The organism is Microcoleus sp. B4-D4, assembly GCF_036705185.1.
Taxonomy (GTDB): domain Bacteria; phylum Cyanobacteriota; class Cyanobacteriia; order Cyanobacteriales; family Microcoleaceae; genus Microcoleus.
The window spans coordinates 179,287-204,621 of the sequence record NZ_JAUBTX010000001.1 but is presented as its reverse complement, the minus strand read 5'-3'; the positions used below and the strand labels follow the sequence as shown (position 1 = coordinate 204,621).

General features: G+C 45.8%; 24 protein-coding genes and 1 riboswitch. Of the genes, 9 read left to right on the top strand and 15 right to left on the bottom strand.

The window, feature by feature from the left end; all coding sequences use genetic code 11:
* Positions 1-2: 2 nt before the first annotated feature.
* Both QUB13_RS00740 and QUB13_RS00735 read left to right on the top strand, forming a co-directional pair.
* Positions 3-482, top strand: coding sequence for a J domain-containing protein (locus QUB13_RS00740; protein ID WP_333378220.1), 480 nt, complete (start codon positions 3-5; stop codon positions 480-482).
* Between the two features lie 56 nt (positions 483-538).
* The gene (locus QUB13_RS00735) at positions 539-811 is read left to right on the top strand and encodes a DUF3143 domain-containing protein (protein ID WP_194069554.1); all 273 of its coding nucleotides are present in this window, start codon (positions 539-541) and stop codon (positions 809-811) included.
* A gap of 192 nt (positions 812-1,003) precedes the next feature.
* On the opposite strand, the gene QUB13_RS00730 is transcribed toward QUB13_RS00735, so the two are convergent.
* From QUB13_RS00730 to lysA, 3 genes are all read right to left on the bottom strand, one after another.
* Entirely contained in the window at positions 1,004-1,750 is a 747-nt protein-coding gene (locus tag QUB13_RS00730) for an isoprenyl transferase (RefSeq protein ID WP_333377776.1), read from the bottom strand.
* Positions 1,751-1,770: 20 nt separating this feature from the next.
* Positions 1,771-2,664, bottom strand: a complete 894-nt coding sequence (gene cdaA / locus QUB13_RS00725) for a diadenylate cyclase CdaA (RefSeq protein WP_194011314.1) — start codon at positions 2,662-2,664, stop codon at positions 1,771-1,773.
* 183 nt (positions 2,665-2,847) lie between these two features.
* Entirely contained in the window at positions 2,848-4,266 is a 1,419-nt protein-coding gene (gene lysA / locus QUB13_RS00720) for a diaminopimelate decarboxylase (RefSeq protein WP_333115195.1), read from the bottom strand.
* A 164-nt stretch (positions 4,267-4,430) separates the two neighbouring features.
* Between lysA and rimI the strand changes: the two genes are divergently transcribed.
* Entirely contained in the window at positions 4,431-5,048 is a 618-nt protein-coding gene (gene rimI / locus QUB13_RS00715; protein WP_333377772.1) for a ribosomal protein S18-alanine N-acetyltransferase, read from the top strand.
* A gap of 848 nt (positions 5,049-5,896) precedes the next feature.
* Here the strand turns inward: rimI and QUB13_RS00710 are convergent.
* The 3 genes from QUB13_RS00710 to QUB13_RS00700 all read right to left on the bottom strand — a co-directional run bounded on the left by QUB13_RS00710 (position 5,897) and on the right by QUB13_RS00700 (position 8,606).
* Positions 5,897-6,577 (bottom strand): CADD family putative folate metabolism protein, encoded by a 681-nt coding sequence (locus tag QUB13_RS00710; RefSeq protein WP_333089996.1) that lies wholly within the window; start codon positions 6,575-6,577, stop codon positions 5,897-5,899.
* 306 nt (positions 6,578-6,883) lie between these two features.
* Positions 6,884-7,918, bottom strand: a complete 1,035-nt coding sequence (cobW, locus tag QUB13_RS00705; protein ID WP_333377769.1) for a cobalamin biosynthesis protein CobW — start codon at positions 7,916-7,918, stop codon at positions 6,884-6,886.
* 277 nt (positions 7,919-8,195) lie between these two features.
* Positions 8,196-8,606: a DUF1636 domain-containing protein gene (locus QUB13_RS00700; protein WP_333377766.1), complete on the bottom strand. Its 411-nt coding sequence runs from the start codon at positions 8,604-8,606 to the stop codon at positions 8,196-8,198.
* A gap of 22 nt (positions 8,607-8,628) precedes the next feature.
* Positions 8,629-8,775: riboswitch (cobalamin riboswitch) on the bottom strand.
* A 169-nt stretch (positions 8,776-8,944) separates the two neighbouring features.
* On the opposite strand from QUB13_RS00700, the gene QUB13_RS00695 reads away from it, so the two are divergent.
* Together QUB13_RS00695 and QUB13_RS00690 are read left to right on the top strand one after the other, a co-directional pair.
* The gene (locus QUB13_RS00695) at positions 8,945-9,577 is read left to right on the top strand and encodes a Uma2 family endonuclease (protein ID WP_333377763.1); all 633 of its coding nucleotides are present in this window, start codon (positions 8,945-8,947) and stop codon (positions 9,575-9,577) included.
* Positions 9,578-9,726: 149 nt separating this feature from the next.
* Positions 9,727-9,906, top strand: a complete 180-nt coding sequence (locus QUB13_RS00690) for a hypothetical protein (protein ID WP_333377761.1) — start codon at positions 9,727-9,729, stop codon at positions 9,904-9,906.
* On the opposite strand, the gene QUB13_RS00685 is transcribed toward QUB13_RS00690, so the two are convergent.
* Complete coding sequence (locus tag QUB13_RS00685) at positions 9,874-10,290, bottom strand: hypothetical protein (protein WP_333377758.1); 417 nt, start codon at positions 10,288-10,290, stop codon at positions 9,874-9,876. The genes QUB13_RS00690 and QUB13_RS00685 overlap by 33 nt on opposite strands.
* A 44-nt stretch (positions 10,291-10,334) precedes the next feature.
* Positions 10,335-10,886, bottom strand: a complete 552-nt coding sequence (locus QUB13_RS00680; RefSeq protein ID WP_333377755.1) for a hypothetical protein — start codon at positions 10,884-10,886, stop codon at positions 10,335-10,337.
* A 263-nt stretch (positions 10,887-11,149) separates the two neighbouring features.
* Between QUB13_RS00680 and QUB13_RS00675 the strand changes: the two genes are divergently transcribed.
* Complete coding sequence (locus tag QUB13_RS00675; RefSeq protein ID WP_333377752.1) at positions 11,150-11,926, top strand: pentapeptide repeat-containing protein; 777 nt, start codon at positions 11,150-11,152, stop codon at positions 11,924-11,926.
* Between the two features lie 177 nt (positions 11,927-12,103).
* On the opposite strand, the gene clpX is transcribed toward QUB13_RS00675, so the two are convergent.
* The 3 genes from clpX to QUB13_RS00660 form a co-directional block, all read right to left on the bottom strand.
* Positions 12,104-13,483, bottom strand: a complete 1,380-nt coding sequence (gene clpX / locus QUB13_RS00670; RefSeq protein WP_333377749.1) for an ATP-dependent protease ATP-binding subunit ClpX — start codon at positions 13,481-13,483, stop codon at positions 12,104-12,106.
* A 380-nt stretch (positions 13,484-13,863) separates the two neighbouring features.
* On the bottom strand, positions 13,864-14,307 hold the full coding sequence (gene cynS / locus QUB13_RS00665; protein WP_333377746.1) for a cyanase: 444 nt from the start codon (positions 14,305-14,307) through the stop codon (positions 13,864-13,866).
* Positions 14,308-14,617: 310 nt separating this feature from the next.
* On the bottom strand, positions 14,618-14,848 hold the full coding sequence (locus QUB13_RS00660; protein WP_333377744.1) for a hypothetical protein: 231 nt from the start codon (positions 14,846-14,848) through the stop codon (positions 14,618-14,620).
* 290 nt (positions 14,849-15,138) lie between these two features.
* Between QUB13_RS00660 and QUB13_RS00655 the strand changes: the two genes are divergently transcribed.
* Positions 15,139-17,289 carry a sensor histidine kinase gene (locus tag QUB13_RS00655; protein WP_333377741.1) on the top strand — a complete coding sequence of 717 codons (2,151 nt, stop codon included), beginning with the start codon at positions 15,139-15,141 and terminating at the stop codon, positions 17,287-17,289.
* Positions 17,290-18,048: 759 nt separating this feature from the next.
* Here the strand turns inward: QUB13_RS00655 and QUB13_RS00650 are convergent.
* Positions 18,049-18,264 carry a hypothetical protein gene (locus QUB13_RS00650; protein WP_333377738.1) on the bottom strand — a complete coding sequence of 72 codons (216 nt, stop codon included), beginning with the start codon at positions 18,262-18,264 and terminating at the stop codon, positions 18,049-18,051.
* 144 nt (positions 18,265-18,408) lie between these two features.
* Here QUB13_RS00650 and QUB13_RS00645 point away from each other — a divergent pair, with 144 nt between their 5' ends.
* On the top strand, positions 18,409-21,030 hold the full coding sequence (locus tag QUB13_RS00645; protein ID WP_333377735.1) for a PAS domain S-box protein: 2,622 nt from the start codon (positions 18,409-18,411) through the stop codon (positions 21,028-21,030).
* A 26-nt stretch (positions 21,031-21,056) separates the two neighbouring features.
* Here QUB13_RS00645 and QUB13_RS00640 read toward each other — a convergent pair whose 3' ends face one another.
* Positions 21,057-21,518, bottom strand: a complete 462-nt coding sequence (locus tag QUB13_RS00640) for a VOC family protein (RefSeq protein WP_194009915.1) — start codon at positions 21,516-21,518, stop codon at positions 21,057-21,059.
* Between the two features lie 37 nt (positions 21,519-21,555).
* Positions 21,556-21,726: a hypothetical protein gene (locus tag QUB13_RS00635; protein WP_333377732.1), complete on the bottom strand. Its 171-nt coding sequence runs from the start codon at positions 21,724-21,726 to the stop codon at positions 21,556-21,558.
* A 504-nt stretch (positions 21,727-22,230) separates the two neighbouring features.
* On the opposite strand from QUB13_RS00635, the gene QUB13_RS30360 reads away from it, so the two are divergent.
* Complete coding sequence (locus QUB13_RS30360; protein ID WP_442922119.1) at positions 22,231-22,509, top strand: winged helix-turn-helix domain-containing protein; 279 nt, start codon at positions 22,231-22,233, stop codon at positions 22,507-22,509.
* A gap of 661 nt (positions 22,510-23,170) precedes the next feature.
* Here the strand turns inward: QUB13_RS30360 and QUB13_RS00630 are convergent.
* Positions 23,171-25,335: glutamate synthase-related protein (locus tag QUB13_RS00630; RefSeq protein WP_333377730.1), on the bottom strand; the 2,165-nt coding region annotated here is incomplete at its 5' end.

Here is a 25,335-nt window from a genome sequence, read left to right as displayed (position 1 = left end):
AGGTGAATCCTAACCAGGCAACTGCTAAAAACAAAAGTCAGAAAACACCAGGCAAAACCCCCTTGGGTTCCAGTCATTACGGCTTGTTAGGACTCCATCCTTCCGCATCGCCGATCGAAATTCGCCGATCGTACCGGGAACTGAGCAAACTCTACCATCCCGATACCACCGACCTGCCGCCCTCCGTCGCCACCGCCAAATTTCAGCAGCTTAACAACGCCTACGCCACCCTCAGCAACCCAGAACGCCGCCTCGCCTACGACCTCAAAATAGGCTACTCTCGCGTGAACGTGATTCAGTCGCCCCCTGGTTTTAACACTCCGGTTTCTCGATCGCGTGAAAAAACTTCTAACTCGGCTTATCTAGACCCCACGGATCGCCCTCTTTCCCCAGGAGAAATATTCGCCCTGTTTATCATGGGAACTACTTTAATCGGATGTTTGGTACTGGCGATCGCGATCGGCTTAATTCGCGGCAATTAAACGCTCAAATCCCCAATCCAAAATCTCCCAATCTAAAATCTAAAATCTAAAATCCCATGACTCTTCCTTCCGCTGATACTCCTTTGTACAACCATCCGCTGCCAGAAATCGAGCAGTGGCTAAAAAGCCGCGGCTGCGAGCAAGACCGGCAAGAACTACACTGCTGGCAGATCGATCGACCTACCTGGAAAGCAGAACTTTTCCTCGATATCGACCAAATCACCGTCCGCTACATTGACGCAGGGGCCGACGGTAAAGACATTCAACGAGCCTTCAAATACTCTCTCTCGCGTCACGACATTGAAGATGCCGTTTTCTCGGGCCCCTAATTTGATTTTAGATTGGCGATTTGAGATTTTTAGATTTGTAATCAAATCGACGATCTAAAATCGGATTGTTCTGTCGATCGAGACATCGGTGAAATTGCTATGAGATTTTAGATTGGGAATCAAGCGAGAATCCACATCTAATTAGAAACTGACAAATCAACCAAAAAATCTCAAATCTCAAATCCCAAATCCTTAGACTTTGCCAAATCGGCGGCTGCGTTTTTGATAATCCGACAAAGCGCGGTGAAACTCCGATCGATCAAAATCCGGCCACAGCGTCTCAGTAATGTAAATTTCCGCATAAGCCATTTGCCACAGCAAGAAATTGCTCAACCGCATTTCCCCGCTAGTCCGAATCAGCAAATCCGGATCGCAAACATCAGCAGTATACAAATAGCGTTTAAATAAAACCTCATCAATCTCCTCCGGCTGCAACTTGCCTTCTTGTACTTGAGTGGCGATCGCCCGACAAGCCTGTACAATCTCCTGGCGGCCGCCATAATTCGTCGCCACCCGAAACAAAATCCCCTGATTGTGCTCCGTTGCGGCTACAGAACGCTCGATTTCTGCCTGCAAAGACCTCGGCAAAGCCTCCAAATTCCCCATAAATTGAATTTGTACGTCCTCGTCCACCATCTCCCGCAATTCTTGTCGCAGCTTGCCTTCAAACAAACTCATCAAAAAATCCACCTCTCCAGCCGGCCGCCCCCAGTTCTCCGTCGAAAAAGCATAGGCCGTTAAAGCTGGAATCCCCCAATCTTTGCAGCAGCGCAACAATTCCTTCAGGGCGCTAGCCCCCCGGCGGTGTCCCGCAATCCGCGGCAACCCCTTATTCTTAGCCCAGCGCCCGTTGCCATCCATAATCACTGCTATGTGCTTAGGCAGTAGTTCTTGTTGTAGATCCTCCGGCAGCTTTTCCAAGCAAATTCCTTGACTCATGGTTTCTCCCGATTACCCGACTAACGGCGCAGTATCCGCTTTAACAGTGTCACTCCCTTCAATCCTATCTGCCGTCCGAAATTGCCGATCGGAATTGGAGCCACAACTCTTTCTCCCTCCGACGGAAACAGCTTTGCTTCCAGCAATTCCTTAAGTTTGCTGCTAGTCAAAGGTCGATTTAACATTCCCATCTGCGCTAGAGAAATCGAACCCGTTTCCTCAGACACCACCACGCACACGCAAGCTTGCACCCGTTCGGTAATCCCCATCGCCGCCCGGTGGCGGGTTCCCAACTGTCGCGACGCGCTGCGATCGGACAAAGGCAAAATTACCCCCGCCGACACAATCCGCGAAGCTCGAATCAACACCGCACCATCGTGCAGCAAAGTTTGCGGCTGAAAGATTGTCTGCAACAATTCTTTAGAGACTTCAGCATTTAGCTTGACTCCCGGCACTGAAAAATCCCGATCGTCGATCGGAGAATCTGTTTCTACAATTAATAAAGCGCCCGTGCGGTTTTGCGAAAGTTCTTTTACTGCGTCCACAATTTCATCTATTACGCTGTCCGGTGCGGGAGTTGGTCGGCGATCGCGTCCAAACAATTGTACAATTTCCCCCCGCCCTAATTGTTCCAGAAATCGGCGAAACTCCGACTGCAATATTACCGCCATTGCCACAGCAGAACCTGTCACCAAGCTGTTGAGGGCAACGTGCAACAGTCTCAATCCAGCCCAGTTGCTCAGTGCCGTCGCCAGCATCAAAATAATAAATCCCCGTACCATCCACAGCGTCCGGCGCTCCCCGACAATGACGAGCACCAAATACGCAAGCGTAAATACCAGTCCAATATCGATCGCCTGAACCAATAAGGACTCAACGAGGCCAAAGTTATAGCCAGATTGTTGATTGTTCATGGTTCATCGAACGCTACCGCCTGTGAACCGCGAACCGTGATGCACTCGAACCCGTGAACCATGAACAGTTGTTATTCCAATCGCGTGACTAAACAAGCCAAAAGTAAAAAGTTAAAAGACAATCATCAAGAAATCAAAATGAATTATCTTACTTTTTACTCTTTACTTTTTATTTTTTACTTCTTACTTTTGAGTTCCGAGTCGTGCCGGAAGGCGATCGAGCCTCAGCAAATCCTGGTAAGTTTCCCGCTGTAAAATCGTGTTAACTTCCCCATTTTTCACTAAAACCGCTGCCGGTCGGGGTACTCGGTTGTAGTTAGAAGACATACTGTAATTGTATGCTCCTGTCGCCGTAACGGCGAGAATATCTCCGGCGTGACACTCTGGCAATTTAGCATCTTTAATCAGAACATCGCCTGACTCGCAGTGTTTTCCAGCAATTGTCACTGTTTCCGTTAAGGGATCGCGCATTTTGCCGGCTGCGAGGATTCGATACACTGATTGATAGGTAATAGGACGCGGATTGTCCGACATTCCCCCATCCACAGCTAAATACGTCCGCATTCCCGGAATAACTTTTTGAGAACCTACGGTGTAAGCGGTGACGCAGGCTGTACCGACGAGCGATCGACCAGGTTCGCAAAGCAATTTCGGTAATGGCAATTGGTGCCGCTCGCAAGCTGCTACCACTGCGGTGCAAATTGTCCGAGCCCAATCGTCAATGCTAGGAGGATCGTCCGTTTCAGTATAGCGAATGCCCAACCCACCGCCAATATTAATTTCTGTCGCAGGCAAATCATAACTTTGTGCTTTTGTCAAGGCCTGAATTATGACCTCGGCTAAGTCGTCGTGGGGTTGAAGTTCAAAAATCTGAGAGCCGATGTGAGCGTGCACTCCCACACAATATAAGGACGGCTGTTCGCTGATGAACTTAAATACTCGATCGAGCGAATTGGGATCGAAGCCAAATTTACTGTCGATTTGACCAGTCTGAATGTACTCGTGGGTGTGACACTCAATTCCCGGAGTAAACCGCACCATAACTCGTGTCGGCCCGCCTGTTTTACTGGTGACACCCAATTTTCCCAACTCAGAAAGAGTTTCTAAATCCTGCCAATTGTCGGCTACGGTAATGCAGCCGCTTTCGACAGCTAGCTGTAATTCCTCGCGGGACTTGTTGTTACCGTGGAAATAGATTTTGTCATGGCTAACGCCAGCTTGCAGTGCAGTGTAAATTTCCCCTGCAGATACTACATCTATTCCTAAACCTTCGGAAGCTGCGATCGCGCAAACCGCCAAACAACTCCAAGCCTTAGAAGCATAGAGCACTTGAGTTTCGCCCGGATAGTAACGCCCAAAAGCATCCCGGTACTGCGTGCAAGCCGCCCGCAGCGTTTCTTCGTCTAAAATGTACAGTGGCGAGCCAAATTGCTCCACCAAAGCTGTCACTTCGCAGCCTCCGATTTCCAGCCGGTCTCGGCTGTTAACGCGGGCTGTCAGCGGTAAAAGTTCTTGATTGGGCGATCGGCTTGAGAGAGCCTCTTGAGACTCAGACAGGTACTGAAGTCCAGATTCCGCCCTCAGAGATTGAGTAGATACCATCGGCGCAATAACTATCCTTGGTGATTATTCATGTGTCAGCAGTCCTCAGCCGGCAGCGAACAGTCGCTGCTGTAGACTAATGTTAGGAGACTGATTAGCAATTACTCGACAATAGCAAAAAAAAACTAATCGCTACTTTATTTTCTAGTGTACAATTTACTGCCGTGCGTTTTCTAGAAATTAAACAGATCGCCACCGAACACCTCAACAGTGCGGTCGAACTCGATCGCCTTTGTTTTGGCGGACTTTGGACGATCGAAGGCTACAGGCGCGAATTAGACAGTCCTAACAGCGATTTACTGGGTTTGTGGACATGGGAAATTGAGGACTCTGAATCAAGTCAAAACCGGGCGGGCACGCACCATCCACCGCCCCTACAGATTCCCCCAACTCTCATCGGTTTGGGTTGTCTGTGGGCAATTTTAGAAGAAGCTCACATTATTATGCTGGCAATTCATCCTCAGTTTCAAGGGCAGGGTTTCGGGCAAGCTCTGCTTTGGGCGCTGCTAAAATCGGCTTGCGACAGGCAATTGGAGCGATCGACTTTAGAAGTGCGGGACTCGAATTTGGCGGCAGTGGCGCTGTACAAAAAATTTGGATTTAAAGAAGCCGGACGGCGGAAACGATACTACGAAGATACTGGAGAAGATGCTCTGGTGATGTGGCGCAGCGGTTTGGAGAAACCGGAGTTTCAGCAATATTTGGCGGTTGAAAAAGTGCAAATTTGCGATCGGTTGCAGAGAGAAAACTTCACATTGGGCGATCGATTTAAATACTTGTGATTCTGAGTGATGCGAAGAATCTACCGTATATGTGAGTGTTGCAGTTTGTTGCTGAATCGGGACTTGAACGCAGCGATTAATTTGGTCGAAGTCCCACGAAATCGAGTCAAGATAGCTAATCCTGAATTCACGCCCTCTGACGCTTAATCGTAACCGTATTTTTCAACTATATTGCGAAAAACCGGGTGGTAGCGGGCGTGAACGCGGCTGTAAGCGCTGGTGTCGCCTAAATTGTCAAGAAGAAGTTTCTTGCCAACAGGGTTGAGGTTAGCAGCGATGTAGTGCTGGTGTCGCCTGGATTGTCAAGAAGAAGTTTCTTGCCAACAGGGTTGAGGTTAGCAGCGATGTAGTGCTGGTGTCGCCTGGATTGTTAAGAAGAAGTTTCTTGCCAACAGGGTTGAGGTTAGCAGCGATGTAGTGCTACTGCAACTAACGGGCAGCAGTTGTTTTTCGCGTGTAGGATGCGATAACGGGCGAACCCTGGTTAGTTCGCGTTAGTTTGGTTAGAAATTGTGTACTGTAGGGCGTTGCTGATTTACGGTATGAAAGGCTAAATATGCAAGTCATAGAAACCAGAATCCACAAAACTTCTAAATTTTCAATTTATTTTTTTCATACCCTGATTAAGCGACGCCTGAATTTACTATTCCGATGAAGAGAGGATTTAATATAAGGCAGATTAAGCCAGAGCGACGCAGATAGTTTCAAGAGATGAACAAAGCGAGGGTGGGCGGGTTTTTTATGATTGTTTGCGAGTGTCAAAATCACTAGCTAAACCCGCCCTGCAAAGATGCGTTTTTTACCAGAAAGCAACAGTCAACAGTCAACAGTCAACAGTCAACTGAAGCTTACTTAGCTTGACAAAAGGTTTCGTAAACCCCATCAAGCAGTAAATTAAGAGCAGAAGTTGCTTTCTCAGCAGCTAACAGCGCTTCCTGTTGTGCTTCTTCAGTTTCACAAACCTGTAACAAAGCTTCGCGAGTGGCTTCGGAGTGGAACTCGTCGGCTTTTTCGTGAACTTGAAAGAAAGATAAAGCTGCTTGTGAATCGATGCCGTAAAATTCCTTTAAACCAGCGATTTTGGTGGTGGAAACTTCGGGGATTTGTGCTTCGTAAGCGTAGAGGGCGGCTAAACCTTTGGCGGGAGATTCGCTGCGGGCTAAGTCTTTGAGAATGCGGACGGATTCGGTGGTTTTTTCTAAGTGTTCGCGTTCGAGAACTGCGTTTCTGTCTAAACCCAAACCTTCGGCAAAGCGCAGCCACAGTTCGGGGTGATTAGCAGCGCCTCTCTCTTCTTCTATCAGGTTTTCGAGGAGCATTTGACGAATTTTGATGTCGTCGCAGGCGGCGTGGGTAGCGCTGACGTAGGTGGGGAAGTTGTGGACTTGCAGGTAGTATTCTTGTGCGTATTCTTGCAGCATTGCGATGTCTAGTTTGCCTTCGTTCCACATTTGGTAGAATGGGTGTTTCAGCAGGTGATTTTGGTCGAGAATGCTGTTGAGTTGTTCGAGAAATTGCTGTTTGTTCATAATTGTCGATCGCCCTTAAGGATAGTGCAGCAAACCTGCGATAAAATGGGTTAGTAGTGAGGAATTCAGTCCTTGACTAAAATGTTATCGTAATCTAGCATTTTGTCAAGACTAAATTTTCAATTGTTTGTGTTTGGATCGAATCGTTGTTGATGCTGATATCGCGGGCGATTATTATTAACCGCCATCGAAGTTGTTAGCGGGTGCCTCTGTAAGTGTCCACAGCATAAAGCGGACTGAAATCCGCACTGCGAACCGTTTGTAGTGAGATCGTTCGCACGCGATATGACTAAGAATTTCGGATAATTAACTGCTAATTATAGCTGCAATTCGATCGCGCTCTAACTCTCTTCCGATCAGCACTAATTTGGTTTGACGGAGTTCGGAAGGTTGCCAAGGGCGATCGTAAAAATATTCTATACGATCGCCCACACCTTGCAACACCATCCGCATCGGCTTCTTGGGAACCGCCACAAACCCTTTAATCCGATAGATTTCTTCTTGCTGCATCAAGGCTTTCAGCTTTTTCACCAAAGCTTCGGGTTCAAATTCGCGATCGGAAACAAAGAAAGTCGAGTTAATATCATCATCGTGCTCGTGTTCCTCCTCCGTGTCGTGGTGACTCGGGCGGGACTCCAAATCATCCTCAACCGCCGCATTAAATCCCAACAGCACATCAGGGTTAATTTCGCCACCCTTAGACGGAACAATTTTCACACTCGGGCGCAACTCTTGCTGCAACCAGGTTTGAACTTTCTGTTGAGTTTCCGCATCCACGCGATCGACCTTCGTTAACAGTACCATATCAGCACAGGCCAACTGGTCTTCAAACAATTCCTCGATCGGAGTTTCGTGATCCAAACTATCATCAGCCTGCCGCTGCGCCATCAAAGCATCGATATCACCGACAAAATTACCGCTAGCAATAGCTTCGCAATCAACAACAGCAACCACACCGTCTACAGTAGCGCCAGTGCGAATTTCCGGCCAGCGAAAAGCTTGAATCAAAGGCTTAGGAAGTGCCAAGCCAGAAGTCTCAATCAAGATACAATCAATTTGGTCTTTGCGCTTCAATAACTCCTGCATAGTCGGCAAGAATTCCTCTTGAACAGTGCAGCAAAGACAACCATTTGTCAGTTCAACAATATTGCTGCTGACAGTTTCTTCTTCATCGCAAACTTGGCAATCGCGCAGCAACTCTCCGTCAATTCCAATCTCGCCAAATTCGTTAACCAGAACAGCAATGCGGCGGCCTTGATTGTTTTGCAACAAATGGCGAATTAAGGTAGTTTTGCCGCTACCGAGAAAACCAGTGATAACCGTAACAGGAATTTTGTGCATTGATAATTTTGTTTTTTGTTTTGTGATGGGATCTTTCGTTCCCAGGCTCTGCCCATAGGTGAGAATTTAAGACTAAAACCCACAATAAATGTCGTTTTTATGCGAAGTCTAGATCCCCCTAAATCCCCCTTAAGAAGGGGGACTTTGAGCATATTTCTTGTCCCCCCCTTATTAAGGGGGGTTAGGGGGGATCTAGACTTCGCATAAAAACAAGAGATCCGGTCGGCTTGACGTTAAGTTGTCACCAATAAGCAGAGCCTGGTAACGAGAAAAGGCTCTAATTAGGCAGCGGCGGAATTTTAGCCAAAACGCCTTTTTTCAGAGCTTGAGGACGCTCTGACCAAGGCAACAAACCATCCGGTTTAGCATAGTATTGACCCGCGCATTCCAGTACAGCCTCGATGCTTTCCGGCTCATTTGCAGGCAAATCACCAAATAGATAAGTGTACTTTCCCACAGCAGCAAAAGACACCGCACAAGAGTGACTGCAAGCACTCATGCACTCAACTTCTTGAATCTCAAATCGATCGCAAAACTCCCAATCTTTAGCAAGTTTCGATAAATCTTCCATAAATTGTTGGCCGCCGCTTTTGCCTTCGCGCTTGCCGTCTTTCCAAATACTAGCGCAAGCAGTACAAACAAACAGACTGTGCTTTGTGCGTACAGCAGCATTAATTCCATCCATCATCCGTACCTCGCAGATGCGTTCAAAAGTGAGTTAGATATCGGCGGGCATTCTGACTTTATAAACCACAAGGGTTTCATTACAGTTGCGGGACAGCGCCGGACTTGCACCGAACTTTCCCCGTTTCCTCTAGCGGCTGCTCCCCGCTAGAACCGATCGCAATTTCACATCATACCGCACTTGGCGCCCTTTTCCAAAAAAGTTATCTTGGTAAAAGCAAGTTTTAATATCTACACACATAAATCAACCCCGTTCTTAGCAAGGATTTTAGTCCTGACATTCCAATTTTTTAAGGATTGAATTCCTGTATAATTGTAAGTACGATAGTCCGAGGATGTACTATGACTGCATTAACAGAAATCCGCGAACAAGTAGTTGAGGAAAAAGTTGAGAAAAAAGTAAATACTTATTACTCTCCTGAAGAGTATTTAAAACTGGAAGAAATCGCAGAATTTAGAAGTGAATATCAGGATGGCAGGATAATCCCTATGACAGGCGGAACACCAAATCACAATCAAATAGCTCTTAATTTGAGCGGTACACTAAATTTTGCTACGAAAGGACAACCGTATCGAGTATTTATCAACGATTTGCGTTTGTGGATACCGTCGAAGCGGGTTTATACTTATCCTGATGTAATGTTGGTGGCGGGGAAATTGGAGTTTGCTGAGGGTAGGAAAGATACGATTACTAATGCGGTGATGGTGGCTGAGGTTTTATCGCCATCGACGGAGGATTATGACAGGGGCGGCAAGTTTAAGCTTTTCCGTTCTATTCCTAGTTTTCGAGAGTATGTTTTGATCGATCAATACGAGATGCACGTTGAACATTTTTGCAAGACGGATGATAATAAGTGGGTCTTGTCTGAGTATGATGGTGCTGATACGGTATTACAATTGAGTTGTGTGGAGTTTGAGATGCGGTTGGGTGATATTTACGATCGCGTGGATTTTGAATCTGAATCTGAGGAGTGAGGGTGATATTAAAACCACTAATTTCGGGGCGATTGGAAATCGCGTCTACACAAACAAAGTCCGCGCAACGCGAGACGGGGAGAACAAGTAGAATCTCGGAAACATTATGAGATTTGAAAAGTCTGCCTGTAAAAGTTGAGAAAAACCTAATGATTGCCAGCAAAAATTCTCCTGATGTTTCAGTTAAAGACTATTTAGAAGGTGAACTAATAAGCTCGATCGCCCTTTGTCAGAGAATGCTGAGAAGAAGAAGGGCGATCGTAATTATTAAGATGTTTGCTGAAAGGCGATCCTTACTAAAACCCAAACGCTTTAGTAATCAATGGTAGTAACTTGCTACACGATTCTACTAATTGGGTTGCTGTTGGTATCCCAGAGATAATACGTCCAAGCATCCTACCTGCTTTTGCAGCTTTCTCCTTCATTCCCCCATCATTAGGATTTTGAGCAGCTTCAGCTAAATCTTTTACTTGATCTAAAGCGTCATTTCTGTCAATTTCACTCAAGTTTGGATCGGCTTTAATTGCTGCTTCTAGCTGCGTCAGTAATTCTTTGATTCCGGGTTTATCGGCTTCAGACGATGAAGGTAACTCGTTTATAGCGAATGAAACATTTCCTCCAACGTGACTTGATGAACTACCTGCAACATCACCAGCGTTAACAGAACCTCCAACACTTCCTCCGACTTGAACTTTACCTTGTTTATCTTCCATTATTCCCTCCTAATTAATTTTTTTTTTGGATAACACCGTTATTTCTAGTCGTTTCGCGAGACATCTCTTCCAACTTGACTTGATGAACTGCCTCCAATATCACCTGCTGTGACAGAACCTCCAACACTTCCTTCTATTCGGATAGATCGGTCGCTTGAATAGACTACATAACTACCTTCTGCATTACTTTCCATGAAGTTGTACAAGACGTAAACTACTTTTTCTAGTCCTTTCATATCGGTGGTTACAAATATGGGCAAAGGAGAACCGGAATTCAGGTATAACTTAAGGCCGTATTTTTCGGGCATAAAAGTATTTAGAATTAACTGGATAATTGCTACTATTGCCATAATTATTCCTCCCGCTCTAAGTTCAGGCTTATTAAAATAACTAGCTACCACAAGTCCAATGACAAACAATCCCAAAATCCATTGGATTGGAAATTTTTCAGTCTTAACTGGGGATATGCCAAAACCTGTTACGTTGCGAAATTGATATATCTCTGAACCAAATTTAACTGTGTTTTTGGTAATATATATCTGGGTGTCATCCCAAATAGGTCTGTCAGTATTTTGTGGTGATATATTTGCAGCCATCCTTCCCCCTTTCAAAAAAATTGTGAACCCACCAGCTAATCAGAATTAACTTGCTCCCTCCATATATGAAGTCATGGGGACGGCATCTTAGTGCTTGGCCCTTCATATCCCTGTGGCTCTAGAGATAGAATAGCAACTCTATATCAGGTTCAACAGTAATAAAAAGTAATAAAATAGTAATGAAAAAGTAATATTAAGCGTCGGTTGCGGTACAATCTATACTAAGCCTACCTTAACGCTCCGCTAGTAAGGGACTTTCACACATGACCGTTGACGAAGCCATCACGATCGCAGAAACAGCCCTCAACTACGATCGCCTCAACAAAGTTCAAGAAATAGTGTTTCGTCAATCCTGGGAAGGGCAGTCTTATATAGAAATTGCTAAAACCGCAGGCTATGAATACGATTATATCAAAGATGCTGGTGCTAAACTGTGGAAACTACTTTCAAAAGCACTAGACGAAAAAGTTAAAAAAGATAATCTTAAATCTGTATTAAAGCGATATCTACGGCGAAGTCAAGTGAATTTACAGCGCAATCTGACCATCGAAGTTAACCTCAGCGGTGCAAATCTCAGCGGTGCAAATCTCAGCGGCGCTAGATTATTCGCAAACTTGAATGAAGCTGATTATGTTCAAGCTGATTTAGATAAAATAACTTCTAATAATGAAACTGAATTATCTAACTCAAATAAAGAAATTGACTGGAACGGTTTTTGTTTTCACTGCGACGCACAAGTGAAAATAGCCGAAATTCTCGATCGCACTTCCACACTCTTCATCCCCAACTCCCAACTCCGACTCGCCACACCGGAAGGGAGACAAAACCAAGAAGCTGACTTTCTGATATTCCACCAAAACAAGCTAGGAATGCTGAAAATTGACAGCGAATCATCCGATCGAAACGCAACAGAAGATGAAATGTGCGGGCTTTTAATAGATTCCGGAATCAGTCTTATCAAGCATTACGATTCAACCCGATGCAGCCAACAACCCGATTTAGTTGTGCAGGAGTTTTTGGCAATATTGAGTCAGAAATAAGTATGAAGCGATTTCAATCGTCGAGTGATATCAATTGTTGCATCGGAATGATTTAACCGCAGAGGCCACAGAGAACGCAGAGGAAGAGAAGAAAGAGATCGATAATTCCGATGCTAATTGATTTGGTATGATTTATATTACCTTAAAAAACAAGGTGGGCATTGCCCACCCTTCAAATTAAGCTGTTTCGTGCTTCCGCCATGCGGGATGCCACAGCAATTCCGCAGTCGATCGCTTCTCGACCATTTCCTTGGTAATCATACAGTTAGCAACATCCTTACGAGAAGGCAACTCGTACATCACATCCAGCATTAACTCCTCTAAAATGCTGCGGAGAGCTCTCGCGCCGGTTTTGCGCCGATAGGCCTCCTGGGCGATCGCCCGCAGCGCATCCGGCTCAAATTCCAACTCCACACTGTCCATCTTCAACAGCTTTTGATACTGCTTCACCAGCGCATTCCGGGGCTCAGTCAAAATCTGCATCAACGCCGCTTCATCCAGCGGCGAAATCACCGTCACCACCGGAATCCGCCCGACAAACTCAGGAATCAAACCAAACTTAACTAAATCGTCCGGCTGTACCTGTTGCAAAATATCAACAGCCCGCTTATCCTTCGCAGCCAGTGTCGAGTTGCTGTCACTTTCAGTTGGCTGAATAAAGCCCAAGGATTTTTTACCCAAACGCTGATCGACTATTTTTTCCAAACCGACAAAAGCACCGCCGCAAATAAATAGAATCTTGCTAGTGTCAACTTGAATAAAATCTTGGTAAGGATGTTTGCGGCCGCCTTGCGGGGGAACATTAACCACCGTTCCTTCCAACATTTTCAGCAGCGCTTGCTGCACTCCTTCTCCCGATACATCTCTGGTAATCGAAGTGTTTTCGCTTTTGCGAGCAATCTTGTCAATTTCGTCAATATAAATAATCCCGCGCTGTGCTGATTCGACATCAAAATCCGACATTTGCAACAGCCGCAGCAAGATATTTTCTACATCGTCGCCAACATATCCAGCTTCTGTTAGCGTTGTTGCGTCGGCTACCGCAAAAGGAACTTCGAGCATTTGTGCCAAACTCTGCGCTAACAAAGTTTTACCGCAACCTGTGGGCCCGACTAGCAGGATGTTGGATTTTTGCAGTTCGACATCGCCGTCGGGGGAAGATTTGCCGCTGTCTTTGGCTTGGTCGGCGCTCAAGCGCTTGTAATGGTTGTAAACTGCGACAGAAAGGACTTTTTTGGCTGAGTGCTGGCCGATGACGTGGTTGTCTAAATGCTGTTTAATGTCTGTGGGTTTGGGAATTTGGGCTAAGACAATTTTAGATTTGTTCGATCGACTCGGGCGTCGCGTTCCTTGTCCCTGAGACTCTCGCACCTCTGATTGAGGAATCTGTTGACCAATTGTTTTGCTAGAGTCAAAAAATTCTTCCTCTAAAATTTCATTGCACAGTTCCACGCATTCATCGCAAATGTACACGCCGGGCCCAGCTATTAACTTGCGGACGTACTCCTGCGACTTGCCGCAAAAGGAGCATCTGAGATTGGAGTCATACTTTGACATATTTGCCTCTTACTTTACGGTTGCGGTTGCTTGTTTTGACTGGGGAAGTTGCGGCGGGAGCGATATCTTTGCCCTAGAAAAATTTCCCGAAAGAACACCCAAGCCAGTCTGTCGATTTGAGATACTTCGGCTTCGCGAGCGTACGAGTTTGAGATTTGAGATTTGAGATTTACTCCACAAATAAATTTTTGAAGTTGAACCTTGGTCTAAAACTTGGGGATATACACGAGTTAAGTCAGGGGCTAGTCTCAATTTTTGCCTGGTCAAGCTTCGCGGTCTCTATTTCTAAGTTAGCACTTTTGAGGCACGGTCATTAGTCGTCAGCCCTGCGACCATATTTTAAATTTTAAATTTTCACTTTCGGGCAAAGCGGCACGGGCTTACCATTTTTTGTAGGGCAAAAATTTGCCTGACATAATTATTTTTACTCGATCGCCTTTTGGGTCTGCTTCTTTCTCGACATCCATAGTAAAGTCGATCGCGCTCATAATCCCGTCACCAAATTTTTCGTGGATTACTGCTTTGAGCGGCATTCCGTACACCTGCATGATTTCATAGAAGCGATAAATCAACGGATCTACCGGAACAGCAGCATCCAAAGAACCTTTTAACGGAGGTTCGGTCAGCACCGCAGCCATCTCGCCCGACAGTCCCAAGGCTGAGGCAATTTTCTCTGCTTCATCGATCGATGCCGTAGCTTGACGGTAAATAACCGCAGCAATCCAAACTTCGTCGCGATCCAAAAGTTTTTCCAATTCTGCCAAACTAATTCCTTTAGCTTTTTTAGCAGCCAAAAGCTTTTCTGTAATTTCAGAAATTGCCATTAAATATTCTCCAACTCACTGAGATGCTAGATGTGAAATTTCTCTCACATTTTGGGGATTTTGTCAATAGCAAACCGAAAAAACAAACTGAATTGATAACTCGGAATTTCAGCAAAAGCTGGTCTCGTCAACTTCCACAACTTGCAACAGATCGATCGCCAAATAACTCATAAAAGCCCGGCCGCAATGGTAGAGTTGGCAGTAGATGCAGTGCAAGTTACACCAACTAAGGCATTGGGCCACATTTAGGCAGAAATTCGATCGCTCCAGCCTGACCTACGGGTGGCTGGCTAACGCAGCCACAACTTCTTTACCGTTCACAACCGGCAACTGAATTATGGAGATTCAGGTTAAAGATTATAGCATCGAGTACGATCGCGCTGCCCAAACAATCACCTGCTGCGGCTCGTTCCGGCTCAGACAGACCCAAGAATACGCGCCGATCGCCCATGCTGCTCAAGTTCGTTGCTGACTCCTCGCCAAACACGATTGCTTTAGACTTACCAAAGCCAGAATTCTTAAATATTTCGGGAATTAACATCCTCTCAAAATTTGCGATCGAAGTGCGCCAGCAAAAAAATATTCAAATAACCCTAAAAGGCTCTAAACAAATACCCTGGCGGGGAAAATTCCTGAAAAAATTACAGCGGCCGATCCCTTCCTTGCACTTACAATTGGAATAGTAAATCGCAAAAGCTCTATGTGAGTCCCACCCCAAGTCCGAGAACCGAGATCGGGAGACTCCAGTGAATGATCATCAGTCATAGTTAAGCTAGCACCAAACCTTAAAAAACTTCCGACCCAACTAAAAAATACCAATTGTCAATTGCCATGCAGGAAGAACCATCGAGAGAACAGCTACTTTTGGACGTTCAGCGGCTGAGTGCGGAACTTGAAAACTTGAAGCGCGAAAAAGCTGACCTAGAAATTTTGCTGGAGACTACCACCGAACATTCGGACACGATGGACGCTCAATTGCTCTCTAAAGCTGATGTGGCGCTGCGATCGAGCGAAGAGCAGTTTCGGGCGATCGCCTCAACAACTCCCGTTCCGGTATTGGTTTCTCGCCTCGGTGACGGCTTAATTATGTATGCGAATTCTCAATTGGCTTCTCTGCTGAACATACCCCTAGAAAAATTGATCGGCAGCAGCACCCCAGACTTTTATTTAAACCCGGACGATCGCCCAAAGGTACTAGAAGCCCTCGCCAAAAACGGATACCTCCAAAACTACGAACTCCACTGCAAAAAGTCAGACGGTACTCCCTTCTGGGCCACAATCTCCGTTGAGTCCCTGCTGTTTAACGGTCAACAGACAGCATTGTGCGCCTTGTACGACCTCACCCAGCGCAAGGAAGCAGAACAAACCCTCAAAGAGAGCGAAAAGCGTCTCCGCCGCCAGAGTCTGGCTTTGTTGCAGCTAGGCCGGCAGAGGACTTTCAACAGCGGTGCGCTGAATGTGGGAATTCGCGAAATTACCGAGGCTGCAGCCCGCACTTTGGAGGTGGAAAAAGTCAGCGTCTGGCTTTACAACCATCTCAGATTTGGCAGTCGCTATTCGATCGAACCCCAGCTAAATTTTATCAACAGAGCGATCGCCCGCAGCCAAACAGAATCACTCGATCCAGAAACCGCCGCCCGAGAAGAAAACCCAGATTTGGTCAATCATTCTAAATTTAAAATCTCCAACCTCAGATTAGTTTGTCTCGACCTGTACGATCGCACCAGCGAGAATCATTTGAGCCGCCAGCCCCTATCGGCGACAAGCGATTTACAACTTTCATCAATCTTAGATGATGTCGAAGGCGACGCACCGGGCGAAAACTTAGCTGAGGACAAAGCATTAAAAACTGCGCCCAACACTTCAAACTCGATCGCCACAAATTTGTGCCACTCATCTCCGGTAGCCCAACACTCCGCCGCGCTACCGAATCAGAGCAAACCAAATTCATCCATATTAAACGTAGCAATCAGGCTCGGCGGTCAGATCGTAGGCATCCTCTCCTTGGAACACGGCGCGCCCCGCCAGTGGGCTCTGGAGGAACGAACCTTCGCCGATTCTTTAGCAAATTTGGTCGCGCTGGCGATCGAAGGATTTGAACGCCAGCGCGCTCAGGAAGCACTTTCCAAAGCCAAAGCCCAGCTAGAAATGACCGTCGATCAGCGCACCGCTCAACTCACCGCCGCCAACAAACTGCTCCGCATCGAAATTGCCGAGCGCAAAAGAGCCGAAATAGCCTTGCAAGAAGCCTTACACAAAGCTGAAGCAGCTTCCAGAGCTAAAAGCACTTTTTTAGCCAATATGAGCCACGAGCTGCGAACACCGCTCAACGCCATTATCGGTTACAGCGAAATGCTACAAGAAGAAGCACTCGAATCGGGACTAAAAAACATCATTCCCGATACCCAAAAAATTCGTAACGCAGGCAAACACTTGCTGACTTTAATTAACGACATTCTCGACCTTTCTAAGATAGAAGCAGGTCGGATGGAGCTTTATTTAGAAGAATTTGACATCGGTAATTTAATAGAAGAAGTCGTTGCAACTTTGCACCCTTTAGTGGAAAAAAATCACAATCAATTGCAAGTTTCTTACTCTCCGAATTTGGGAGTCATGTACGCAGATTTAACTAAAGTCCGGCAAATTCTCTTCAATTTGCTCTCGAATGCCTTGAAGTTTACCGAAGGTGGAACTGTGCTGCTGAGTGCGACTAGGGAACCAGCAGGGGGCAGCGATTGGGTTTATTTGCAGGTATCTGATACGGGCATTGGAATGTCGGTCGGGCAGCAGCAGAGTTTGTTTCAACCTTTTGTGCAAGGCGATGCTTCGACTACTCGCAAGTACGGCGGCACCGGTTTGGGATTGACGATTAGCCGCTTGTTTTGTCAGATGATGGGCGGCGATATTAGTCTTGATAGTCAGTTGGATGTCGGCTCTACTTTTACTGTTAAATTAAAGGCACAAGTTGAGATTAGTCATTAGTCATTGGTCATTGGTCATTAGTCATTGGTCATTGGTCATTGGTCATTGGTCATTGGTCATTGGTCATTGGTCATTGGTCAACCGATTCTCAATGACAAACTCCTAATAATATCATGTTCGGTGGATTGAATGCAATCAATAAAGTCCGCACTACGAACCGTTTTTGTTGTGGTAATCGATCGCACTTAATCTAGCAGTTCTCACAAAAATGAGGTATCAATCCCTCAATCCCCCAATCGAAAATCTAAAATCTAAAATCCTGAGCTTTTTGAGACAGGCTATATGAGCTATTCCTAAAGACCTATCCCCAATTATCATAATCTGTTAATTGTGACACCGATCGCGATCGACCTCTGTTGCTCATCACACAATAATATTTGTTCCCAGCTTAGAATATCTTATTATCCTAGACTTGTGCTGTCGCCCGGATCTAGCGCCTCGCTGCATTATTCAAAAGTCGCACCTCAATCAGATTGAGGGGGGATTGCTTGTAGAAAGACAATTTGGTAAAAATAATGCTAGGGTCGCTAACCAGTAGAAGGCAAAAGTTAACAGGAAATCAGGAATTCTCACAGGCTTAAGGAGGCAGAAACACCATAGGTGTCTTTTGCCGAATCCGAAGGGCCTTCCAACAGCAGCCTCTACAGGCTTCATAGCAATGCCGCCTTCAACAGCGCGCAAGTTATCAGAATCAAAGGAGTGCATCTATATGTCGATTAAACCTTGCAGTCAACCGCTAAACACAAATCCTTTCACTTGTCATCGCGATCCCGCTACAGGCAGGTGGACTACTGTAATCGCAACAGTTGAGAACCCTTCCGCAACAGAGTCTAGTTGGAAAGCAAAAGCCGAAAGCGAAAACGCAGGTAAAGCAGAAACAACAATTCCTGCTTCGCCTACAATATCGTTGCCGAACAAACGCCTTTCCTTCTCATTGCCTCCGTTCAAAAAGCTGGCTAAAAAATCTGTTGTCACTCTCAGCAGGTAGCCATCGCCCCGGGCCGGATCTAGTTTCCACGGTTACGCCCGGGTTCGCGCACAACAAAAAAACCAACTTAATCAATAGCATAAATTGCCAAAAAGCGATATACTGCCAGCAAACTTTCTCCTTGAAGATCCGTGAAGTATTTGCTCGATCGCTTCGTCAAACTGATCTGGACAAACCGACCAATTCGCCAGCGGGGAACGGTCATCGTTGCTATCCCCCTGATTGGTATGTTTGCCTCGCTGATCGCAATTTCAGGACTCCGCGAGAGTGCCATACAAATCAGAAAGCAAGCAAATACTAATAAGGAAATACTTCAGGAAACTAACCGCTTGTTAACAACGGTGGTGGATGCAGAAACCGGAATTCGCGGTTACGGGTTGACGAAGCAGCGCGAATTTCTAGAACCATATTTAGAAGCAAAAAATAATTTGCCTCCGCTGCTAGCTAAACTCAAGTTGATGGTGGGGAAAAATCAACCGCAAGCTCAGGAATTTGCAGAAATCAAAAAAAGTACCGAAGAACACATCAATTTCTTGCAAAACACTTTAAAGCAGCTCGACAGTTCGGCAACAAGAGTGCCGTCGCCAGAAATAAATCAGGTGTTCGGTATAGGCAAATTGAAGATGGAGAAGCTGCGCGATAAAATTGATGCGTTTGGTGAAGCAAACAAAGCTTACCAGAACGTTCAAGAGCGGCAAATACGGGAGTTGAGAGATTTAACTAATTTCCTGCAAATAGGTGGTTTGCTTGTCGGCTGTTTGGGTGCTGTGGCTTGCTGGTATTTATTTGATAGTTTAGAGAAGGAATTGAAGAAGCGGGAAGCTGGCTTAGAAGAAAGCAAAACTCGCATTCAAGCTGTGGTAGATAATGCGGCTGACGCGATCATTACTTTGGATGAACGGGGAAATATTGAGTCTTTTAATACTGCTGCCGAAAAGATTTTTGGCAAAAGTGCCGATCGCGCAATGGGCTCGAACCTGCGCGGGCTGATAGCTCAACCGCAACCGCACTGCAGCGCCGGAGATTATTCGATCGAATATTTTACATTAAATCCCAATGCTAAGCTGAAAACTTACCAGCAAGAAACAATAGGACTTCGCAGCGACGGAATCAAGTTTCCGATGGAGTTGGCCATCAGCGAAATGCGTCTGGCAAATCAACACTTGTTTATTGCGATTTGCCGCGATGTCAGAGGACGGAAACAAACTGAGGAAACTCTCCGCAAGCAAGCGCAAATGCTTGATTTGGCGAACGATACGATCGCGGTACTAGACTTGAAAGGGGAGATTTATTATTGGAATTTGGGGGCGAAGTGGCTCTACGGGTGGCGGAAGTCGGAAGCAACAGGCAAAAATATTCACGAGCTTTTGCAAACTGAATGGAAGCAGCCTTTTGAGCAAATTCAAAAAATGCTTTTTGAGCAGGGTTCTTGGCAAGGGGAACTGGTGCGAACCAAGCAAGACGGCACAAAAATAACGGTGGCCAGCAGGTGGACTTTGCAGCGCGACGAGCAAGATATACCGCTGGCTATTTTGGAAATCAGCAACGATATTAGCGATCGCAAACGTTCAGAAATTGCCTTAGCTGAAAGTGCCCTGCGGTTTCGCCATACTTTTGAACAAGCGGCAGTCGGCATGGCTCAAACCAGTGTAGAAGGCAAATTTATGTTGGTCAATCAAAAACTTTGCGAAATTTTGGGCTACAGCCGCCAAGAATTGATGGAGAAAAAAAATCATGAGATTACTTTGCCGGAAGATTTGGCAAAGGAATTAGAATTTTTGCGCCAATTGTTAGCAGGAGAAATTGATAATTACTGTGTAGAAAAGCGCTTTGTCCGCAAAGATAGAGAGTTGGTGTGGGCAAACTTGACGGTTTCGCTGCTGCGAGAACAAAATGGTCGTCAATTTTTGATGTGTGTGATAGAGGATATTAGGGAACGCAAACAAGCTGAGGAATCGCTCAAGTTGCGCGCTAGAGAGTTGAGTTGGACGGCGCAGTCGCTGGCTAAAATGACGAGTGTTTTGAGAAAGCGGAATCAAGAATTAGACCAGTTTGCTTATGTAGTTTCTCACGATTTGAAAGCGCCACTCAGGGCGATCGCAAATCTCAGCAGTTGGATAGAAGAAGACCTCAGCGACTCGATGACAGAGGATACTCTGCACCAAATGAACCTGCTGCGCGGCAGAGTTCACAGGATGGAAGGATTGATTGAGGGACTGCTGCAATATTCCCGCGTCGGGCGCATTCAAGTAGCTTCAGAAACGGTAAAAGTTGAGAACTTATTAGCAGAAATTATTGATTCCTTGGCACCGCCGGCTGGATTTGAGGTGAAATTTGAACCGGGAATGCCAACTTTTGTCGCCGAAAAATTGCTGTTGCACCAGGTTTTTGCTAATTTAATTAGCAACGCTATCAAGCACAATCGAAGTGAATCCGGTCACGTAAACATATCCGTTAGAGAGTTAAATGATTTTTACGAATTTTCAGTGGCCGATGACGGGCCGGGGATTGCTGCTCAATATCACGATAAAGTTTTTGTGATTTTTCAGACCTTGGAAGCTCGCGATAAAGTTGAAAATACTGGTATTGGTTTGTCGCTGGTGAAGAAGATTGTGGAAGGCCAAGGGGGCACTATTTCGCTGGAATCTGCGGAAGGTGAAGGAGCAATTTTTAGATTTACTTGGCCGAAGCAACCTGTTAGCAAAGAGGGAAGTGAAACAACTCTAAATCTAGTAAATGTAGGGGGTGGATAGCGCACCGCCAACCCGATAGCTACCGTTTAATCTGCATCGCAGCGGATTTCGATGATAAATCCGTCGGGATCGTAAAAGTAAATGCCGCGTCCTGTAGCGCGCGTGACGGGGCCGCTGTCGATCGCAATTTGATTAGATTTTAGCACTTCGATCGCGCGATCGAACAAATCGCGATCGATATCAAAAGCCAAGTGGTTGGCGCGAGTAAAAGCTTTCTCCGGGTTTGGGTTTGGCGGTTCCAAATCTGGCTGCCAAAATAAGTCAATTACAGTCCCGTCTGGGGTGATGAAATTAGCCACTTTACCCGCTGCTACCATTTCTGTTAAACTTGCGGGAATTTCTGCACCTGCGAGTTCGTGCAAACCGAGAATTGTACCGTAAAAGTAGCGGGAAGCTTTCATGTCCCGCACGTTTAAAGCGATATGGTGAACGCGGCGCAAATTCCCCGGCGCGAGGACAATTTTGACGGTGTTTTCGCTAGTTTGCATGGTTGTCAATTGCGAATGTTATAGAAGAAGTCATTAGTCATTGGTCATCTTGCCCGATCGCGACTTGTGAGCCAGCGTCTTGCCCGCTCGCGAAGCCGAAGGGAGCCGAAGCAAGTCGAATGGTGGTCATTTTAGCTGCTCGCGAAGTCGAAGGGTAGTTATTAGTCATTTTAGCCGATCGCGAAGTCGAAGGGTAGTCATTGGTCATTAGCATTTTGTAGATACTGTCTTGATCTGTCAAGGGGGAGCGAGTAAATAGGGCTTGCTGAATAAGTCTAAAACCCTTACATCAAAAGACTTTGTTTCGTTTAGGCGCTGATAATGTTTAAGACTCTAGCAATCCTAAATCATTATCTACACTTATTATGATATATAGCCTTTCAAGCTCTCATATGAGGTACTATCCGGGATAGGGCATAGGCCTCCGTGGGCATAGGGCATACCTCACTTTTGTGAGAACCGCTATAATTATATGCAATAATTGATTGTGACAATAAAAAGATTAATAACTTACAACTGCCACAGAAAGATAAGAAAAAGAAAGAGCGGCGTTAGAATCTATCATTAAAAGCGATCGAACTGTAAGAGAACTCAAGCGAGCAATAGCTGTAAGGATAGCTATCAAAGGTAAGCTCTACCATGAAATTAGCAAAATATGGCGTGTAAGTAAATTTTTTATTGGTTATTGGACAAAACAATTTAAAACCAAAGGATCGCAGGAATCAAACTAGGGCATAAAGGGTCAAAAGGATATTTAACATCTCTACACAAAACTGAAGTAATCGAAGGGCTAAAGAATAAAGAATATTGGGATTTTGATGAGCGAGTTACTTATTTAGAGCGAGAATTTGGTGTTAGCTATAAATCTAAACAGAGCTATTATGAACTTTTATCTCTGGCGAAGATCATCTGGAAAAAAACTCAGAAAATCAATCCCAAATCTGAACCCGAACTGGTAAAAGAAAGAGGGAATAAATTAACAATATTTTAGCCAAAAACAAGGTTGGTATAGAATCTAGAGAAATAATAGTATTTTTTTTAGATGAATGTCATCTACTTCATGGCGATATTAATGGCGAAGCTTGGGGTCGCTCCGATCTAAGAATTGAAGTCCCAATTACCAATCAAAAAAATAGACAAACTTATTTTGGCGCACGCTCATTATCAAACCAAACAATTCCATGTTAAAGTTTATAAATCTGGGGATTTAAAATCAACATTTTAATTCATAAAAAAATACTTACAAAATAAATACAAAGAGCGGAAAATTATCTTGATTTGGGATGTAGCTATTTATCATAGATATGGAGAATTTAGAGATTATTTGTCAGAAGTTAATCGTGAGAAATAACCTGATGATTAATCCATCACTTGTATTTTATTTGCTCCCAATGCTCTCGAACAGAATCCCGTGGAAGATATTTGGTTACAATCTAAAAATTTTTTACTAAAGTATTGGTATTTATGTAAGTTTTTTAAGATAATTAAATTTTTGTTTGAGTTTTTCACAAAGGAACATAAATTTGATTTCCCCAAAATCCATCAGTACACCTATACATAGAAAATGAGTGAAGATTACTATAGTAAGTAAGGAAGAATCCAAAAAAAGGGGCAACTCGCGTCGCCCCTCATCTATTTAACCAGCCACAAAATTAAGCTTCCACAGCTATCTTTTGTTCCGAAGCTTCCGGTGAATTTGCTTCACTCGGCGGCACAACTTGCCAGAATTTAGGTAAATATTCCGACCAATTTGCCAGAATCTTCGCGGCTTTTTTGCTGCCAGTTCGATCGCGCTGCATCTCGATCAACTCCTTCAATTGCAGCTCCCCAGCGGCCGTACAAACCCGCTGCATCTTCACAATCTCCCCGTTGACGTGCGCCGGGAAAGTCCCATCTTCATCGAGGAAATAACCCAAGCCGCCAGTCATTCCAGCGCCGACGTTGCGGCCGACTTTTCCTAACACGACAATTACGCCGCCAGTCATGTACTCGCAGCAGTGATCGCCGGCACCTTCAATGACTGCTTTCGCCATTGAGTTGCGAACCGCAAACCGTTCGCCCGCTTTACCCGCAGCCAACAGAGTTCCCCCCGTTGCGCCGTACAAACAAGTGTTACCGACGATCGCATTTTCCGAAGCATCGTAAGTCGCACCAGCCGGCGGTGCGATCGCAATTTCGCCACCGTGCATTCCCTTACCAACATAGTCGTTAGCTTGGCCTGACAGTTGCAGCGTCATTCCCGGCAAATTGAATGCGCCGAAGCTTTGGCCCGCGCTACCCGTGCAGTTGAGGGTGATTTGACCGCTAAAGCCGGTGTTACCGTATTGCTTGGCGATCGCACCTGATAAACGTGCTCCCACAGTGCGATCGGTATTCACCAATTTTACACTCTTGCTAACACTGGTTTGATTGGCGATCGCGCTTTGAATTTCAGCATCCGCGAGCAAATCGTCATCCAACACTGGCCCGTTGGTGTGTACGTCGCCGTGAATCAAGAAAGATCGATCGCCCTTAGTATCAGGTAACTTAGTCAAACAATCCAAATTAATCGCTTGAGTTTTAGTTAATTGCACCCCTTCGCGCATTGTCAGCAAATCCGCGCGGCCGATAATATCTGCGATCGACTTATAACCCAATTTCGCCAACAAACTCCGCACTTCTTCTGCTACGAAATAGAAGAAATTAACAACGTGCTCCGGCGTTCCGGGGAACCGTTTCCGCAAATGTTCCTGTTGAGTTGTTACGCCCACGGGACAACTGTTCATGTGACAAACGCGAGCCATAATACAGCCTTCAGCAATCATTGCCACCGTGCCAAAACCGTACTCTTCGCCGCCCATCAAAGCACCGACAATCACGTCCCAGCCGCTTTTAAAGCCACCGTCAACCCGCAGCAAAACTCGATCGCGCAACTTGTTTTCCATCAACACCCGGTGAACTTCAGTCAAACCGAGTTCCCACGGAGAACCTGCGTGCTTGATCGAACTCAGTGGAGACGCACCGGTACCGCCATCGTGACCGGAAATTTGAATCACATCAGCATTTGCCTTCGCAACACCGGCGGCTACAGTCCCGATGCCGACTTCCGACACCAACTTCACCGAAACTCCAGCTTTTGGATTGATTTGATGCAAATCAAAAATCAACTGCGCCAAATCCTCGATCGAATAAATGTCGTGGTGAGGAGGCGGCGAAATCAAAGTGACACCCGGTTTCGATCGGCGCAAATAAGCAATATACTCGCTCACTTTCGGCCCCGGCAATTGACCGCCTTCACCCGGTTTCGCACCTTGTGCGATTTTGATTTCGATTTGTTTGGCGTTCATCAGGTACTCGGGAGTCACGCCGAAACGCCCGGAAGCTACTTGTTTGATCGATGAAGAAGCTGTATCGCCGTTTTGCAAACCTTTCAAGTGAGGTAGAGTTTGTGAGAAACCCGCCTCGCTGACATCGTTGAGCACTTTGTAGCGCACCGGATCTTCCCCGCCTTCGCCGGAGTTCGATTTGCCACCGATGCGGTTCATCGCAATCGCTAGCGTTTCGTGGGCTTCCGGGGACAAAGCGCCGAGGGACATTCCGCCGGTTGCGAAGCGCTTGACAACATCTGCTACAGATTCGACTTCTTCGATGGGGATGGCAGGGCGATCGCTCACAAAATCCAACAAATCCCGCAAAGCCGTTACCGGGCGGTTTTCGAGCAGTTGCTTGTAAACCTCGTAATGGTCGTAGGCAGTCTCCGAATTTTTGTCACCAATTGGTGTCATTTTTGCTTCGGTGGCAGTTTCAGGATTTTTGTCACCAATTGGTGTCATTTTTG